The organism is Photobacterium marinum, assembly GCF_000331515.1.
In the GTDB taxonomy this organism is placed as follows: Bacteria; Pseudomonadota; Gammaproteobacteria; order Enterobacterales; family Vibrionaceae; genus Photobacterium; species Photobacterium marinum.
This window is the reverse complement of sequence record NZ_AMZO01000001.1, coordinates 266857-283437: the sequence shown is the minus strand read 5'-3', so window position 1 is coordinate 283437 and position 16581 is coordinate 266857. Positions and strand designations below refer to the sequence as shown.

Annotated in this window: 16 protein-coding genes; 9 read left to right on the top strand and 7 right to left on the bottom strand. The window is 46.1% G+C overall.

Annotated elements, in window-relative coordinates; genetic code table 11:
* Positions 1-125: 125 nt before the first annotated feature.
* Positions 126-1301 carry a tyrosine-type recombinase/integrase gene (locus C942_RS01270; RefSeq protein WP_036798221.1) on the bottom strand — a complete coding sequence of 392 codons (1176 nt, stop codon included), beginning with the start codon at positions 1299-1301 and terminating at the stop codon, positions 126-128.
* A 212-nt stretch (positions 1302-1513) separates the two neighbouring features.
* On the opposite strand from C942_RS01270, the gene sbcB reads away from it, so the two are divergent.
* From sbcB to C942_RS01240, 6 genes are all read left to right on the top strand, one after another.
* Positions 1514-2935, top strand: coding sequence for an exodeoxyribonuclease I (sbcB, locus tag C942_RS01265; protein ID WP_007461553.1), 1422 nt, complete (start codon positions 1514-1516; stop codon positions 2933-2935).
* A 307-nt stretch (positions 2936-3242) separates the two neighbouring features.
* A complete protein-coding gene (locus C942_RS01260; protein ID WP_007461551.1) occupies positions 3243-3758 on the top strand; it encodes a helix-turn-helix domain-containing protein in 516 nt (171 codons plus the stop codon).
* A 91-nt stretch (positions 3759-3849) separates the two neighbouring features.
* Positions 3850-4191: a CidA/LrgA family protein gene (locus tag C942_RS01255; RefSeq protein WP_007461549.1), complete on the top strand. Its 342-nt coding sequence runs from the start codon at positions 3850-3852 to the stop codon at positions 4189-4191.
* Complete coding sequence (locus tag C942_RS01250; RefSeq protein ID WP_198160155.1) at positions 4191-4868, top strand: CidB/LrgB family autolysis modulator; 678 nt, start codon at positions 4191-4193, stop codon at positions 4866-4868. The genes C942_RS01255 and C942_RS01250 overlap by 1 nt, the downstream gene beginning before the upstream one ends.
* 204 nt (positions 4869-5072) lie before the next feature.
* Positions 5073-5960, top strand: coding sequence for a cytidine deaminase (cdd, locus tag C942_RS01245; RefSeq protein WP_007461544.1), 888 nt, complete (start codon positions 5073-5075; stop codon positions 5958-5960).
* A gap of 130 nt (positions 5961-6090) precedes the next feature.
* Positions 6091-6966: a DMT family transporter gene (locus tag C942_RS01240; RefSeq protein WP_036798219.1), complete on the top strand. Its 876-nt coding sequence runs from the start codon at positions 6091-6093 to the stop codon at positions 6964-6966.
* A 122-nt stretch (positions 6967-7088) separates the two neighbouring features.
* Here C942_RS01240 and C942_RS01235 read toward each other — a convergent pair whose 3' ends face one another.
* Positions 7089-7496 (bottom strand): hypothetical protein, encoded by a 408-nt coding sequence (locus C942_RS01235; protein ID WP_007461542.1) that lies wholly within the window; start codon positions 7494-7496, stop codon positions 7089-7091.
* 301 nt (positions 7497-7797) lie between these two features.
* On the opposite strand from C942_RS01235, the gene purT reads away from it, so the two are divergent.
* On the top strand, positions 7798-8973 hold the full coding sequence (gene purT, locus C942_RS01230; RefSeq protein WP_007461540.1) for a formate-dependent phosphoribosylglycinamide formyltransferase: 1176 nt from the start codon (positions 7798-7800) through the stop codon (positions 8971-8973).
* Between the two features lie 142 nt (positions 8974-9115).
* On the opposite strand, the gene C942_RS01225 is transcribed toward purT, so the two are convergent.
* Both C942_RS01225 and C942_RS01220 read right to left on the bottom strand, forming a co-directional pair.
* Positions 9116-9757 (bottom strand): thiopurine S-methyltransferase, encoded by a 642-nt coding sequence (locus tag C942_RS01225; RefSeq protein WP_007461538.1) that lies wholly within the window; start codon positions 9755-9757, stop codon positions 9116-9118.
* Positions 9758-9975: 218 nt separating this feature from the next.
* Positions 9976-10269, bottom strand: a complete 294-nt coding sequence (locus C942_RS01220) for a hypothetical protein (RefSeq protein ID WP_007461536.1) — start codon at positions 10267-10269, stop codon at positions 9976-9978.
* 231 nt (positions 10270-10500) lie between these two features.
* On the opposite strand from C942_RS01220, the gene C942_RS01215 reads away from it, so the two are divergent.
* Complete coding sequence (locus C942_RS01215) at positions 10501-10908, top strand: nitrous oxide-stimulated promoter family protein (RefSeq protein WP_007461533.1); 408 nt, start codon at positions 10501-10503, stop codon at positions 10906-10908.
* A gap of 29 nt (positions 10909-10937) precedes the next feature.
* Here C942_RS01215 and C942_RS01210 read toward each other — a convergent pair whose 3' ends face one another.
* Positions 10938-11315 (bottom strand): hypothetical protein, encoded by a 378-nt coding sequence (locus C942_RS01210; RefSeq protein WP_036798217.1) that lies wholly within the window; start codon positions 11313-11315, stop codon positions 10938-10940.
* 480 nt (positions 11316-11795) lie between these two features.
* Between C942_RS01210 and C942_RS01205 the strand changes: the two genes are divergently transcribed.
* On the top strand, positions 11796-13169 hold the full coding sequence (locus C942_RS01205; protein WP_007461530.1) for a multiheme c-type cytochrome: 1374 nt from the start codon (positions 11796-11798) through the stop codon (positions 13167-13169).
* 98 nt (positions 13170-13267) lie between these two features.
* Here C942_RS01205 and C942_RS01200 read toward each other — a convergent pair whose 3' ends face one another.
* Positions 13268-14776, bottom strand: coding sequence for a peptide MFS transporter (locus C942_RS01200; protein ID WP_007461528.1), 1509 nt, complete (start codon positions 14774-14776; stop codon positions 13268-13270).
* A gap of 273 nt (positions 14777-15049) precedes the next feature.
* Positions 15050-16558, bottom strand: coding sequence for a peptide MFS transporter (locus C942_RS01195; RefSeq protein WP_007461526.1), 1509 nt, complete (start codon positions 16556-16558; stop codon positions 15050-15052).
* Positions 16559-16581: the final 23 nt, after the last annotated feature.

Genomic DNA, 16581 nt, shown 5'->3' with positions numbered 1-16581 from the left:
CCGCCTAATATACGAAGAAGATTAACGAACCAAGTTCGTTTATTGTGCAATAAGGCTCGCGACCAACCCAAACCTAAAGCACAACTACTTATATGAAACCATATGAAATGCTTTCTGTAAATAACTTATCCGTCATCCATGCCTAGAAAGTATGACAGATTTTTGGCGTATAGCTCATACCCTTCTCTTTGCTCTTCGATCCAGTCGTGCTTGTTGTACACGGCCAGCACGCCACCCAGCTCGTGGCCGAGCATCTTTTCCACTACATGCGGCATCACGCCTAGCTCTGATGCCCCGGTTGAAAGGGAACGGCGGAAGTCGTGGGTTCGCCAGTGTTCTAATGGCAGGCTGGCGCGGATTCTTCTGATATAACGGTTAGCTGCGGAAATAGAGATTGGTGTGTTTAGGTCAGCGCCGGGAAACAAGACATCATCATAGGTTTCCATCACGCGTTCTAAAATTGCTCTGGCTTTGGTGGGAATTGGCCTGCGGATAGGTTTGTTGGTTTTGCTGAGTTCTTTCGGCACGGTCCAGATGCCGGCTTCCATATCGAAGTGGGAACGACGGGCAAGGCGAAGCTCTGAAAGGCGGTTGCCCCAAAGCATCGTGAGTTGATGAAGGGTTTTGTTAGAAGTGCTGGCTCGGCTTCTTTCTATGGCCAGCCAGATTTGAGCAAGTTCAGACCAGGTCGGCACCCTGCTCCCTGTTTCTGGCCGGGCGCCGACATTTTGTTTCTTGATACGGTCTATATCTGTTCTTTCAATAATGAATTTGTTTTTGCAGAAGTTAAGGCAGGAACGCAGGTTAGTAAAAAGTGAGTTGGCAGTTTTGGGCTTTTGTTCGCTAATGGCATCAAGCCATTGCATCCATTCTCGGGCGGAGATTGTTTCGACGTTTCTGTCGGGGAAGGCACCAAGGAAGTAGTTATTGGCGAAGGAATGGTAAAGCGCTTGTGTGCCCTTCTTTAACGTGGGGACGTAATGTTTGAGCCAGTAGTTCACGCAGTCGTCTAAGGTAACGAATTCCAGCTCTCCGGTATTGGCAATTTCGGGATTTCTTCCTGATTCCCTCAATTCCATCATGATTTTATGTTTCCGCCTTGCCTCCTTCAGGCTAGTTGCGGGATACTTACCGATCTTAATTCTGAGACTTTTACCGTTGAACCGACAACGGTACTGAAATGTTATGTTCGCCGAGGGCGAGATACGGGCAATCAGCCCTTCTCCGTCATTTAGTTCAGGTGGACCATCGTAGATTTCAAGCTTTGAGATCAATTTTAGTTGTCGGTCGAGTATAGTCATACTAAATCCTTGTAAAGTCGCTGATTTGAGCGCTAGGTTCGGAGCAATTTTGGACGCACTCCCAAAATTTTTGGACGCAGATTTGGACGCAAATGCAAATCCCAAACGAAAAAGCGCTGGAATTAACCACTGTATAGATGAACAGTATAGCATTGAAAAGCCATTGTTAGAACAGGCACTTAATACCAAGCCGATGGCTTCTGGAAATTACTATGAATCACGAAAATGAACCAAGCCTGTTTTGGCTGGACTATGAAACCTTCGGTGCCAACCCAGCAACTGACCGTCCGTGTCAGTTTGCAGGTGTTCGTACCGATATGGATTTGAACATCGTTGGTGAGCCGCTGGTTATCTACTGTAAGCCGCCGGTTGATTACCTGCCTTCCCCTGAAGCCTGTCTGATCACAGGTATCACACCACAGGAAGCGTTTGAAAAAGGCTTGCCTGAGCCGGAGTTTATTGCCCAAATTCACGCGGAGCTTTCTAAGCCGAATACCTGCGTGATCGGCTATAACAATGTCCGTTTTGATGATGAAGTTACCCGCTATACCCTTTACCGTAACTTCTACGATCCATATGCATGGAGCTGGCAGAACGGTAATTCACGCTGGGATATGCTGGATATCATGCGTACCTGTTACGCACTGCGTCCGGATGGCATTAACTGGCCGAATAATGATGAAGGCCTGCCGAGCTTTAAACTGGAACACCTGTCGGTTGCCAATGGCATTGAACACGCCAATGCCCACGATGCAATGGCGGATGTGTACGCCACTATCGAGCTGGCGAAAATCATTAAGAAAAACCAGCCTAAGCTGTTCAACTACCTGTTTAACCTGCGCAATAAGCGTAAGCTGCAAGAGCTTATCGATATTGTCGAGCTGACACCACTGGTGCATGTATCCGGTATGTTCGGCGTTGAGTGCGGCAATACCAGTTGGATTGTCCCTGTGGGCTGGCACCCGACCAACAAGAATGCGGTGATTACGGTTAACCTGGCAATGGATCCGACACCTCTTATTGAGCTTGATGCGGATACTCTGCGTGAAAGACTTTACACCAAGCGTGTTGACCTTGCGCCGGATGAGCTTCCGGTTCCGGTGAAGCTGGTTCACCTGAATAAGTGTCCGGTTCTGGCTCCGGCGAAAACACTGAAGGCTGAAGATGCTGAACGAATCGGTATTGACCGCGAACAGTGCCTGAAGCACCTACAAATTCTGAAATCTCATCCCGAGATCCGCGAGAAGCTGGTTGCCCTGTACAGTGCTGAACGCGAGTATGAGCCGAATACCAATGTTGATGCCATGCTATATGACGGTTTCTTCTCAAACTCCGACCGCTCGACAATTGATATTATCCGCGAAACACAGTCGGAAGACTTGGGCAAACTTGATCTGAAAGTTGACGACAAGCGCATCAAGCCATTGTTGTTCCGTTATCGTGCCCGCAACTTCCCGAACACGCTGGATTTCAAAGATCAGCAGCAATGGAAATACCATTGCCAGGATTACTTCGAATCTAACCTGCCTGCTTATATGGAAAACCTCGAAGCCACGGCTATGGAGCATCAGTCTGATGAGAAAAAGATGAAAATCCTGAAAGCCGTGTACGACTACGTTAACAACCTTGTTTGAAAATTCGGCGAGATCGAATAAAAATTGCGGCTCTTGTTAGGTAGTTAATTCACTGTAATCACACTGTTTTTTTCAAAGCCCATCGGTGTCTTACGTCGGTGGGCTTTCTTTTAAGACATAATTCTGCCCAGCAGGATTGAAGATAGTGTTTCTCGCGTCAAAACTTATACCTGTGGTTGAAAATATTCGACCAGACTGTCTGAAATCCGACGTTGTGTGATCCTCTGATGCTGTTCCCTGCCTGCGAATTCCAACAGGGTTGCAAAAGAAATCATGAAGCCTTCTTTGTTGGAGTTAAGTGATTGATATGACAACTAAAGCCTTAACACGATGCTATCGCTTTGAAAAAGTAGATTTTGAGCCTGATTTGCAGCTATTGGTTTGGCGTGATAACTCGGAAACGACTCTTACCGTTTATGAATCTCGCTTACTGGAGACCCTCTGCTATTTCGCCGGAGAGGTGATCAGCTATCAATCGCTTTACGATAAAACCTTTACTGTCGCCGAATCTAATGCCGACAGCAGTCATTTCGATCTTAATATCCTGCTGCGATCACTCACCCGTAAGTTGGTCAATGACGGGAATATGGCGATTCCTATTGAGGCTATCGGCCATTATGGATTTCGTGTTCCGCTGCCGGAAAAAACCTGTCGTTTGGTTCACAATGACGAAAAACAGCCCAAACTACCCGATCCTCACAATAACGACACCAGTTTCGACCCCCAAAAAGCACAAAGGACCAAAAACAATCTGATTCATAAGGTTTTTGTGGTTCTGCTTGCTGCAGCCGGTATTGCTACGCTGGTAATTACCAACCTTTAACTGTGCAAATTTGAAAACACATTTTGTGGACTAGATCACACTCAATCTATTTTGTATGATGAATGGGTCACTTCATTAGTAATACAGGCTCATGGCATATCTACGTTCTTTTTTGATCATCTTTCTTTGCCTGTTCGCAGGTAAGGCTATTCAGCATTTTTCCGGGCTTGCGATCCCCGGCAGTATTATCGGTATGCTGATTCTTTTCTTCACACTCGCTATCGGGGCTATTCCAGCTAAGTGGGCGAAAGAAGGCTGCCATCTTCTGATCCGTCATATGGCTTTGCTGTTCGTGCCTGTTGGCGTCGGCCTGATTAACTATCTTGATTTAATTTCATCCAATACCTTACCTATTCTTCTAAGCACTATCGGCAGCAGCCTGGTTGTATTTATCGTTATCGGCTTAGCTACACACTATAAGGAAAAACAATGATCTGGCTGGTCACCACTCTAGTCGTGTTTTATGTTTCTCGACTGGTTGCTCAACGCTTGCAACACCCTATCATCAACCCTCTTTTAATCTGCCTTGTGGTTATTATTCCCTTGTTGATGTGGCTGCATGTACCTTATGACACTTATTTTGAACAAAACAAATGGTTGAACAGCCTGCTTGAACCGGCCGTTGTCGCACTGGCCTTCCCGCTTTATGAGCAGCTAACTCAAATCCGTGAGAAGTGGAAGATTATCTTCACTACTTGTCTGGCCGGTAGTGTACTGTCGATGATAACAGGTTCTGCAATCGCACTTTCTCTGGGTGCCGATCCGCAGCTGACTGCGAGTATTTTGCCAAAATCCGTCACTACACCAATTGCGATGGCGGTTTCAGAGCAAATCGGCGGTGTTCCTGCCATTGCTGCAATTATGGTGATTATTGCCGGCCTGTTCGGTGCCGTGCTGGGTTATCCTCTGTTCCGCGCGTTAGGTATTGAGGCTTCAATTGCGAAAGGTCTGACTATCGGTACCGTGTCTCATGCGCTTGGTACAGCAAAGGCCGCAGAAGAAGATCTACAAGAAGGTGCCTTCAGTTCACTGGCATTAGTGATCTGTGGTGTGATTACTTCTATCCTCGCGCCGGTGCTATTTCCTGTAATTTTGCAGGTTTTCAGCTAAATATTTCGAGTTAGCTATGTGTTCGTAATCGAATACAATGTTAACTTATTGATAAATAAGGAGGTGAATTCTAAAATCTGTGTGACGCCACTCTCATTTATGTAATGCATGCAACAACCATTGGCATTATGTGATCTTGATCACACATAGAATTCATCTCTGCGCCTACAATGTTTCTCCATACACAATACGGAGTGACAACTCATGCATACTAAAGTAATGGATGCTTTAGGCGCTTTACCATCTGATCTGGCGACGGCACTTAAGCCTGTAATTGAAGATGCTAACTTTGATGCAACATTGAGCCCTGAGGTTTTCGAGAAACTACTTGCTGAAACACACATGACTGACAGCGAGTTACGTGTTGCTCTTCTTCCTGTTGCCGCAGCTTATTCCGTTGCTCCGATTTCAAATTTCTATGTTGGTGCAATTGTCCGTGGTGAATCGGGTCGTCTGTATTTCGGTGCTAACATGGAATTTGTCGGCGCTTCCCTGTCTCAAACTGTCCACGCAGAACAATCCGCCATCAGCCACGCCTGGGTGAAAGGCGAAACCGGCATTCAAGACATTACCATCAACTACAGCCCTTGCGGTCACTGCCGTCAGTTTATGAACGAGCTGACTACCGCTAAAGAGCTTGTTGTTCAGCTACCTGAGCGCGCAGCTAAACGTCTTCAGGAATACCTGCCTGAATCATTCGGCCCTGCTGACCTGAACATCACTGATGCCCTGCTGACTAAAGTTGACCACGGTCTGAAAACAGAAGCGACCGAAGAGCTGGTTCAGCTTGCATGTAAAGCTGCGAACTCTGCTCACGCTCCTTACACCAAAAACTTCAGTGGTGTAGCCCTGAAAGCAAAAGACGGTAAAACGTTTGTTGGCATGTACGCTGAAAACGCAGCATTCAACCCTAGCCTGCCTCCGCTGCAGGTTGCACTAATCAACATGAACATGGCCGGTTACCCGCATGCTGACATTGTTGAAGCGGCGCTGGTTGAATGTTCAGACAGCACAATCAGCCACCTTGCTGATACTCAGAACACTCTTGAAGCACTGAATCCGGATATCCCGCTGACTTACGTGGCGGCATAACGACCGATGTATCAAGATTGAAGTTAAAAACCGCCTGATGGCGGTTTTTCTTTTTAAATCAGTTTCATCCTTTTCTCGGCAAGAGTATGATGCCGTAAGTTTTTGTCAGTAATTATTTTGTCACTTGAGCATGTCCCATCAACATAACCCGATTCAGGGTGCCAGCTGGATGCTGACCGCAGGCCTTGCCTTTGCGATTGTAAACAGCATGGCGCAATACCTGAGCGTGATGCTGCATCTGCCGTCGACGACGGTTGCATTTTTTCAGTATTTCATCGCACTCGTTGCCATTTTCCCTTGGCTGAAGACCCTTGGTCTTCGTCAGGCACTACAAACCAAACACTTTGGTATGCACTGTCTTCGTGTATTCCTGTCTGTTATCGGTATTCAGCTCTGGCTGTGGGCACTGGCCTATCCGGTGCCAATCTGGCAGGGTATCGCCCTGCTGATGACATCACCGCTGTTTGCAACTATCGGCTCTGGCCTGTTCCTGAAAGAGAAAGTCGGTGCAGCCCGCTGGCTGGCGACTCTTGCCGGTTTTGCGGGAGCCATGATTATTCTGGAACCATGGGCTGACGGTTTTACCTGGGCAACCCTACTGCCTGTTGGTGCCGCTTTCTTCTGGGCCTGTTATTCTCTGATGGTGAAAAAGATGTCGGTGCACGATTCACCGACAACCATGGTTGTGTACCTGCTGCTACTTATTACACCGTTTAACGTGTTCCTGGCGGCACCTGAATTCACTATGCCTGATCAAGGCCTGACCTGGTTGCTGCTGCTTGGAGCAGGTCTTCTGACTGCACTGGCTCAATGGGCAATAGCTAAAGCCTACGCCGTTGCTGATGCGTCTTTCGTTCAGCCTTTCGACCACGCTAAATTGCCGCTTAACGTGCTGGCAGGCTGGGTGGTATTCGGTTGGGTTCCACCGGGTCGCCTATGGCTTGGCGCTGCAATTATCATTACTTCTGTGGCTTTCATTACCCAATGGGAAAACAGAAAGAAGTAACCAAAGTGAAGTAATTCGCTGAATTCATTTTTTTGGATTTCAGATCAAAAGAGGCGAGAAACTAAATGTTTCTCGCCTCTTTTTTTTCTTAACTCTAATCTAAGCCCAAACTTAGAATCGGTTTAGAAACGGTAACGAACTCCAATCGCCCCTTCCAGTTCCAGGTCTACATCTTCTACAACATACAGTGTCGGGCCAACCTCACCATAAAGCTCAACACGGTCCAGAGGTACCTGGAAACCGACGCCGGAACGAACACCTAGTTTGTCGTCTTTATCATCGACGTACTGTGCGCCGACAAAAGTGTACATGCTATCAAGCTCAGGTTTGCTGACTAACTTGCCAAGGTTAAAGGTCTTATCAACAGCAACACCAAACTCATCAATGCCAAGAGAAAAACGAAGGTCATTCTGTTTGTACTGAATGCCGCTCATCGGGCTGCCAAAAAAGACGCCGATGCTCTGTGAAGCCTGTGCCGTCAAGGAAACACCAAGAGTCAGCGCTAATCCTAATAGTGTTTTTTTCATCATAGTGTTCATGCTCAAAAAAGTGTTATTGCCAAAAGCTACAGCAAAAAAAAGTAACCGATAACAGTCAATGACAGTAATTTAACTGCAAAACGCATTCAGCTCGACGGGTAAAAACCAATCATGACATAACTTTGACAAATCCCCCTTTCTAACCTACAGAAACACAAGCAGAAAGCATTTATCTGCTTACAATACTCAGTTGTTTAACTTTAGCCGAAAAACCAAAAAGCAAACGTTTGCGCAAATCTGATAATCCTGTATGATCCGCCGGGTAATCAACACACAAACGTAAGGAAACCCAATGTTAGGTTCAGCTACTCGTCCGGATGCAACCCGTGTTTTGTTACTAGGCTCTGGTGAACTTGGAAAAGAAGTCGCGATAGAGTGCCAACGCTTAGGTCTCGAAGTTATTGCTGTTGATCGCTACGCTAACGCCCCTGCCATGCAGGTCGCCCACCGTAGCCATGTTATTAATATGCTGAATCCTCAGGCTCTGAAAGAAATCATCAGCCTGGAGCAGCCTCACTATGTGGTACCGGAAATCGAAGCCATTGCCACAGATACCCTAGTCGAACTAGAAAAAGATGGCTTGAATGTTGTACCGACTGCCAACGCTACCAAGCTAACAATGAACCGCGAAGGTATCCGTCGCCTGGCTGCAGAAACTTTAGGCATCCCGACCTCTCCGTATGAATTCTCTGACCAATATGATGACTTCGCCGCTTCGGTTGAAAAAATAGGTACACCTTGTGTGGTGAAGCCAATCATGAGCTCATCCGGTAAGGGCCAGAGCGTGATCAAATCTCCTGCTGATATCGAATCTGCTTGGCAGTACGCACAAGAAGGCGGCCGCGCTGGTGCAGGACGTGTGATCGTGGAAGGTTTTGTTGAATTTGATTATGAAATCACTCTGCTGACTGTACGTGCTGTGGATGGCGTACACTTCTGTGATCCTATCGGTCACCGCCAGCAGGATGGTGATTACCGTGAATCATGGCAGCCTCAGGCAATGTCTGCGGCAGCTCTGAAAGCAGCACAAGAAGTGGCGGAGAAAGTTGTCAATGCTCTTGGTGGATATGGCTTGTTCGGTGTTGAGTTGTTCGTTAAAGGTGACACAGTCCTGTTCAGTGAAGTTTCGCCTCGTCCGCACGATACCGGCATGGTGACCCTGATTTCTCAGGACCTGTCAGAATTTTCTCTGCATGTCCGAGCTTTCCTCGGTTTGCCGATTCAGTCAATTACCCAATACGGTCCATCGGCTTCAGCGGTGATTTTACCGGAAGGCACATCAGAAAATGTTCGCTTTGATAACCTGGCTGTCGCTATGACTCGTCCGCAAACTCAATTGCGCCTCTTCGCCAAGCCGGAAATCAATGGACGCCGTCGTTTAGGTGTCGCCCTCACCCGCCGCGATAATATCGTCGACGCTATCAGTGATGCCGTAAATACAGCTGCTGACGTAAAAGTGGTGTTTTAATTCCTGAAACACCCACCTCAGTGACACCGTCACTGACGTATACAACAAGCAAAAAAGGAGCCGATCATGGCTCCTTTTTCACTATGTAAGCAGAAGAGTGCCTGTTATTACACAACGTGCCTCTTCTGCCTTGTCTTTCCCTTTAAACCTCAATCAACCAGGCTTCTTCCGCAAAGCGGCTAAGACCACGCTGACGGCGAGGATGCGATTCATCTGCTTCATCACGCTCAAGTGCGGTAATTTTGCATCCCTTGAACAGCATTTCGATCTCATTCTGGGTTACGCTAAACGGAGGACCATCCATTTCAGGCTGTGGGTAGTCCAGCGTGATCAACAAAATTCGACCACCAGCTTTCACCATAGACAGCAAGCGCTCGGCATACATCAGACGCATCGGCTCAGGCATCGCAATCAGTGCGGCACGATCATAAACCACATCAATAGGATCAATCTGTGTAGAGAAGAAATCGCCACAGTAAATTGTGATTTCATCGAGTTCATACATAGTTTGGCCGTTACCCAGCGATGTCACTGTCGGGATATAAAACAGCTCAGAGAAAAATGCTCTCACTGCAATATCGCTCAGTTCGATACCGATAACTTTGTTGTGCTTCTCAGCCAGCCAGGTCATATCCAGTGACTTGCCACACATTGGCACAAGCACTGAATCATCCCGCGATGTACTCACCGCCGGCCAGTGTTTAATCAGCTTTGGATTAACGTCGTTTAAGTGGAAACCAATACGGTTTTCAGCCCAGCGGCTATGCCAGAATTCTGCATCCATTTTTTATCTCTTTTATCTGACTTTACTTTTTGTGATAAGGATCTGAACACAGTTTATCGCTCTGATCCAGCCTTGATTTTTTGAATCCACCAAACGCAAAAAAGGATGCCGAAGCATCCTTTATCGCCAATCTCGCTGAGCCGAAGCAGAGCTAGATTTTAAATACGTTCTCAATTTTTTCTTTATGAGAGTAATTGAATAAACGATTCAAACAGCCCTTACGAGATGCGGAACAGTTTAATCGAATCACGGCGTACTGTTACACCACGGAAAGTTACAGGTTCTAGCAACGTCATCAGCTGCTTAGAAACGAAAAACTTACCGCCGTAGCTGCGATCACCGCCACGATTTACCCAATCTGCAAATTCATCTGCCAGGCTGAACATAGAGTTACCAACAAGCAGAACCAGGACTTTTGCGACTTCACTGTCATTCTGTTTATTAAACTCCGCGTCACGAACCTTCTTACGGTATTCGTCGACGATTCTTTCTAGGCACTCAAATCTGCTCATATACACCACCATAAAAAAAGAGGTGCGGATACTACTGCTCAAACCCAAGTAAATCAACCCATAGACGGTAATTCTTGTGATAAAACGGATATTTTTTCATGTTCATAACATCTTGCTTCCATTTAATCATACAAATCTAGACGAAGATCATATTTTTACGCCAATATATAGTTATATTTAAAATATAACTTTAAGTAAGATTTGTGCGCAATGTGCTGCAGGAAAACCAGTATGAGTGAGTCAAACAAAGCCATTATTCTATATGGCAGCCTGGATACAGAGTTTCGAACTATCGAGGCAATGGTGAAAATCTATTGCAAAAACCACCACAAAACGCCCACTCTCTGTGAGCAGTGCAAAGACTTTCTTGAGTATGCATTTACCCGCCTTGATCGCTGCCCATATGGTGAAGCAAAACCGACTTGTCGACTCTGCCCTATTCACTGTTACAAAACGGATTACCGGGAGATGTCACGCAAGATAATGCGCTATTCAGGTCCGAAGATGCTTTTCAAACATCCGATTCTTGCTGTCCGTCATCTAATCGCGGAAAAACGCCCTGTTCCAGAGAAACCTGAATCCGGCGCGTCTAACCGACACAAACGCAAATTACTGGAGAAACAAAACACAGGAAATTAAAGCCTGACGTTTAAGCTTCGGTAGACATCTTAGTTACGGTAATAATCGACGACCTGAACTTTAGCTGGCTCACCATTGCCCGACACATCCATTGAAAATGAATTTGCCCCTGTCATCTTCACTGAAGATGACAGCTTACCAGCCACGCTAACGCCTTCAATTTTGTCGAACTGCCGTGAAATATCGTAGTGCATGTTGACGTTAACAGTCGCTTCCTGATTCGCTGCCAGCTCAAACTGGCAGATCCCGGTAGGACAAAAGACATCCAGTTCGCCCTTCTCTCTGATTGTTATTTTTTCTACATTCTTAATCGGTGTTGCAGAGAGCTGCAAATCTTCATTACAGCCCTGAACTGAAAGCAGAACGGCGCCAATGATAATCACACTTTTTAAACTGGCTAACGACATTTTCCTTAACCCCATCCGTTTATGTTCTTTTAACGCTGTTTCATTCTCTATTTCACTTTTCTCTCACAAGGCATCTCATTGGTAAGGTTTCCCATATTCCAACGACTCATCTCCCAGGTCGATCATAGAGTCTGCTATATCTAAATCACAAAAAGAATAACGCTACTTAAACATCGCACTTCCAATTCAGACATTCTTTTTTCTGAATCGTTTTCAAACGTTTTGCTTCATCACTCTACAGTCTGGCGGCGTCCTCCTCATTTAAAGCCTTTTTGATGTCGCAAACCCGATACAGCTGCTCACCATATCACTGACAATACTTGTGGCTTGAAAGTTAGACATTGACGTAAATTAACCAGTCCAATGGATAAAACTATGCACAATAACAACTCATCGGCCAGGTTTACTTTTTCATCCATGTATTGCCAATGCGCGATATTCATCAACCAAACATCACAAACAGTATTAACCCTGATGCTAATGTCTGTCTCTTTATTTGCTTTTGCCAACGGAAACAACGAGAAATGGTTAAAGCCACATAAGACACTCACAGAGGAACAAATCAAACAGCAGCTTCCTTTCTACCCATCACGAGCCTCAACCAACGGACATAAACTCACTCCCGAAATGTTCGAGGATCCCAAAATCTGTCAGGGCTGCCATAACGAAATCTACCAACAGTGGGAACGCTCGGTGATGGCGAACTCCTGGGAAGACCCGATTTACAGAGAGTTATTCAAAAGAGCCAGTGCTGCAACAGATGGTAAAGTCGATAACTTTTGCGTCGCCTGCCATAGCCCGATTGGCTTGACCAGTATGAATGCGAATGCCGCGTCATTTGATACCGACGAACACATTCCCGGCGTTAACTGTGAGGTTTGCCATCACATAGTCGGACTCACCGGTAGTGATAACGGCGCTTATATCCTGGCCCCGAACAAAGACAAGCACGTAAAACTCGGCCCGCGAACCGATGCTGAGTCCCCCTATCACAATACGCAATTTCTGAGTTTGCAGACAAAATCTGAATTCTGCTCTGCTTGTCATAATGTCTCTCACCCATTCAACAGCACCCCGATTGAACGCACCTATGATGAATGGCTGGAAAGTACCTATAACGAACAAGGCATCCATTGTCAGGACTGCCATATGACACCGGGACCAGGAAAAAAAGCGAACCCCGGCAAGTCTGCCGTTATGGGCAAACCTCGGGAACACATTTACTCTCATGAATTTACCGGCGGTAATTCTACCCTGCATCAATATTTCGATGATCCGGACAGTGCAGAACTCGCCCGCGAAATGCTTCGCTCCGCCGCTACCATGGAGTTTATAGAGCTGCCAGCTAATTTGGTTGCCGGAGAGATGGCCACGATCAAAATCAAGGTCTCGAATGTCGGTGCTGGTCATAAACTGCCGACCGGTTTTCCGGAAGGTCGTGAAGTATGGATTGATTTCAAAGTTAACACTGCGGATAAGGAACAAATCTACCGCTCCGGTGCCGTAGTTGACGGCCATACAGAAGAAGGCACACGAAACTTTAAAGTCACCCTAGGTGATGCCAACGGAAACGTAGTGGATCTGAATGTCTGGGAAGTGGACAGAATCCTGTCTGATACCCGAATACTCCCGAACGGTTATTCTGTTGTTGATTACACCTTCATGGTTCCTGAAGACATAAGCGGTAATATTACTCTTGATGCCACTTTGAACTACTGGCCTTTCTCGCAAAAGCTGGTTGATGAACTGCTTGGAGAAGGCAAACTGAAAGTCGATATCGTTAATATGACTTCAGCTCAAATCAAGCTCCCTGTTACTAAGGAAAAATCAGCCAAGGCAATTGCAATGAAGTAGTCATGACCCTTGTTAAAGAATCCCTTATAAAGACGATAAAGCGCCGACATAAGGCCGGCGCTTTTCTTACGCTTATTGTCTAGCAACAGAATACCGAATTAATGGTTTGCTGCCATATCCTGAGAAGCAGCTTCTTTTTCAAGTGCTTCACCTTTATTAACCAAATTAGAAATCACTTTTGACAGAATCAGTGTTACGACAGCCATTACAACCGCCAGCATTGCCAGGTTGTAGAAGTAGCTTGCGTATACGCCTTCAATAATTTCCGGCGTAATCGCCTGATCTTTCGGCAACGCAATTTTCGTTGAAATCACAGCTGCCAGAATACCACTCAGTGACAAAGCTACGGAGCGAAGACCAATCGCAAATGCAGACAGGTAACGTGGCACCATCTCGAAGATAAAGCCAGCACCCAATGCACCTACAATCAACTCAGCCAGAGACTGGAAGAAGTGAACCCACAGGATCCAGTCTGCTGCAATTTTGCCGTCTTCACCGACAAAACTGGTAGAAAGGCCAAGCAATGCAAAAGCAATAGCACTGAATACAAACGCTGCAGAGAACTTGGTAGGAATAGATGGTGAAAATCCTTTCTTCTCAAGCCAGCCATAGACAAAGATCACCGGACCACCCAGGATGAAACACCACAGCGGGTTAAATGCGGCATTGGATTCAGGCTTAATTGGAATGAAGCCCAGAATCTGCTCACCCATCAAGTTAATGGCATAGATGTTCATTGAGGTCAGCATCTGGCCATAGTAGAAATAGAACGAGATCATAATGAAAATCATGATCAGCACGCCGCACATCTTGTACTTGTATGCAGGCGTTGCTTTAGTGATTTCATAGATGAAATACAGAATCGCGCACGCGCCCAGTGCGTACAGCAGGTATTTACCAGCATCAAGGTTGGCGAATACCCAGTAAACCAGCCCCAGCATAACCACAGAACCAGCAACAAAGGCAGCCCAGGTTTTCATGCTAACAGCACGACGATCAATGTCATTACCGACAGCAGTAAAGCGTTTACGGAAGACAACAAACAGAATCAGAGTCAGTGACATCAAAGCTGATGCAATAAAGAAGTTACCCTGGTAGGCCATATAGGCCAGCATGAACGGGAACAGGTATTTAGAAGAGAAAGATCCCAGGTTGTTAATGGAATAATTCACTGTCAAACCCTGCTGGAATGCATCCCGGTTTGTTTCGGAATAGGAGTTACCCAGCAACACCGTCGGGCTTGTAGCTGACAGGCCGCGAGCATAACCGATCAAGGCGATCGCAAAAATACTCATTGGCACATTCAGGCTGCCAGCCCCTATGCCCAGCAAGAAGAAACCAATGGTATAAATGGTATAGCCTATGTATACCGCCCGGAACGAACCGATATAACGGTCGGCAACAAATCCACCGATAGCGGAAAATACCGGACCTACGGCCCCGAAGGCACCCATCATCATGATAGTGTCGGCTTCGCTGTAATTTAACTCAAACAGGAAGAATTTGGTAAGCAGGACATAAGTTCCATAAAAAGCAGCTCCCCACAGGAATTGCCTTAGGATTAATATCCTGGCTGTTATCGGAAATCTAGCGTTTGCGTCTTGCATGTTATGCTCCTTCAATATAATGCACGGCAAAAACTAGCATGTAGGAAATTATCATTTCATGATCAAAGATAAGTTATTGAACAAATGGCATATTGAGTGAAACCTTTTTTACAAAGATGAGATCTCAACAAGGAATCCATGTCTCACCAGCCATACCAGTCACAAATATTTGTGATATTCCCATTTAGAATCATATGGTTAAAAGCATAAAAAAGGTTCAGCTCAAAACCGAGCTGAACCGTTTAAAAGTAACAATTTAAATTATGATATGAATTAATGCTGAGTTGCAGTTTCCTCATCTGCATCCTGCTGTTCCAACTCTTCACCCTTGCGGATAAGTTTGGCAATCACTTTCGAAAGCATAAGGGTTACAACCGCCATCACTACCGCCAAAGCTGCCAGACCATAGAAGTAATTCGCATACACACCTTCAATGATCTCTGGCGTTAACACCTGATCTTTAGGCAATGCGATTCGGGTTGAGATTACTGCCGCCAAAATACCACTCAGAGACAAGGCCACAGAACGCAGACCGATTGCAAATGCTGACAGGTAACGCGGTACCATTTCAAAGATAAAGCCAGCCCCCAGCGCCCCTACAATCAGCTCAGCCAGGGACTGGAAAAAGTTGACCCACAAAATCCAGTCACCGGCGATCTTTCCGTTTTCACCGACAAAACCGGTAGAAAGGCCAAGCATACCGAACGCAATAGCACTGAAGACGAATGCCGCAGCAAATTTAGTCGGAATTGATGGAGAATAGCCTTTACGTTCCAGCCATCCGTAAACAAAGATCACGGGTGCACCCAGCACAAAACACCATAATGGGTTAAATGCTGCGTTGGATTCAGGTCGAATTGGGATAAAGCCGAAGATGTGATCTCCCATCAGGTTAATCGCATAGATGTTCATGGAGGTCATCATCTGGCCGTAGTAGAAATAGAACGAGATCATAATGAAAATCATGATCAGCACACTGCACATTTTGTATTTATAGGCAGAGGTTGCGCGGAAGATTTCAAATACAAAGTACAAAATCGCTGCACCGCCAAGGGAATACAGCAGGTATTTACCGGCTTCCAGGTTAGCAAATACCCAGTAAACCAAACCCAGCATCGCAGCAGAACCGACGATAAAGCACAGCCAGGTTTTAAGGTCTACTTCTCTGCGGTCAATGTCGTTACCAACTTCAACAAGGCGTTTACGGAAAAGGACGAACAGAACAAGTGTCAGCGACATTAAACCGGAAGCAATATAGAAGTTGCCCTGATAGGCAAGAAACGCAACCAAGAACGGGAACAGATACTGTGATGAGAATGAACCCAGGTTGTTAATTGAATAGTTAACAGTCAGACCTTGCTGGAATGAATCGCGGTTGGCAGAAGAATAAGAATTACCCAGCAATACAGTCGGGCTGGTCGCAGATAAGCCCCGAGCATAGCCGATCAAAGCTATTGCAAAAATACTGAGTTCAACATTCAGGTTACTTGCGCCAAAACCCAGCAGGAAGAAGCCGACTGTATAGGTGGTATAACCAATATATACCGCACGGAATGAACCGATAAACCTGTCTGCAACAAAGCCCCCAACGGCAGAGAATACCGGCCCTACAGCACCGAAAGCACCCATCATCATGATGGTATCAGCTTCACTGTAGTTCAGTTCGTTCAGAAAATACTTGGTAAGTAGTACGTAGGTTCCGTAGAATGCGGCACCCCATAAAAACTGCCGGAGGATTAACACTCTAGCTATGAACGGAAATCTAGCGTTTGCATCTTGCATATCATACTCCTTCAATATTATGC

What these genes read in the sequence shown, in the direction of transcription:
- C942_RS01270 (WP_036798221.1), bottom strand. Translation starts at nt 1,301, where the DNA reads ATGACTATACTCGACCGACAACTAAAATTGATCTCAAAGCTTGAAATC.
- sbcB (WP_007461553.1), top strand. Translation starts at nt 1,514, where the DNA reads ATGAATCACGAAAATGAACCAAGCCTGTTTTGGCTGGACTATGAAACC.
- C942_RS01260 (WP_007461551.1), top strand. Translation starts at nt 3,243, where the DNA reads ATGACAACTAAAGCCTTAACACGATGCTATCGCTTTGAAAAAGTAGAT.
- C942_RS01255 (WP_007461549.1), top strand. Translation starts at nt 3,850, where the DNA reads ATGGCATATCTACGTTCTTTTTTGATCATCTTTCTTTGCCTGTTCGCA.
- cdd (WP_007461544.1), top strand. Translation starts at nt 5,073, where the DNA reads ATGCATACTAAAGTAATGGATGCTTTAGGCGCTTTACCATCTGATCTG.
- C942_RS01240 (WP_036798219.1), top strand. Translation starts at nt 6,091, where the DNA reads ATGTCCCATCAACATAACCCGATTCAGGGTGCCAGCTGGATGCTGACC.
- C942_RS01235 (WP_007461542.1), bottom strand. Translation starts at nt 7,496, where the DNA reads ATGATGAAAAAAACACTATTAGGATTAGCGCTGACTCTTGGTGTTTCC.
- purT (WP_007461540.1), top strand. Translation starts at nt 7,798, where the DNA reads ATGTTAGGTTCAGCTACTCGTCCGGATGCAACCCGTGTTTTGTTACTA.
- C942_RS01225 (WP_007461538.1), bottom strand. Translation starts at nt 9,757, where the DNA reads ATGGATGCAGAATTCTGGCATAGCCGCTGGGCTGAAAACCGTATTGGT.
- C942_RS01220 (WP_007461536.1), bottom strand. Translation starts at nt 10,269, where the DNA reads ATGAGCAGATTTGAGTGCCTAGAAAGAATCGTCGACGAATACCGTAAG.
- C942_RS01215 (WP_007461533.1), top strand. Translation starts at nt 10,501, where the DNA reads ATGAGTGAGTCAAACAAAGCCATTATTCTATATGGCAGCCTGGATACA.
- C942_RS01210 (WP_036798217.1), bottom strand. Translation starts at nt 11,315, where the DNA reads ATGTCGTTAGCCAGTTTAAAAAGTGTGATTATCATTGGCGCCGTTCTG.
- C942_RS01205 (WP_007461530.1), top strand. Translation starts at nt 11,796, where the DNA reads ATGTCTGTCTCTTTATTTGCTTTTGCCAACGGAAACAACGAGAAATGG.
- C942_RS01200 (WP_007461528.1), bottom strand. Translation starts at nt 14,776, where the DNA reads ATGCAAGACGCAAACGCTAGATTTCCGATAACAGCCAGGATATTAATC.
- C942_RS01195 (WP_007461526.1), bottom strand. Translation starts at nt 16,558, where the DNA reads ATGCAAGATGCAAACGCTAGATTTCCGTTCATAGCTAGAGTGTTAATC.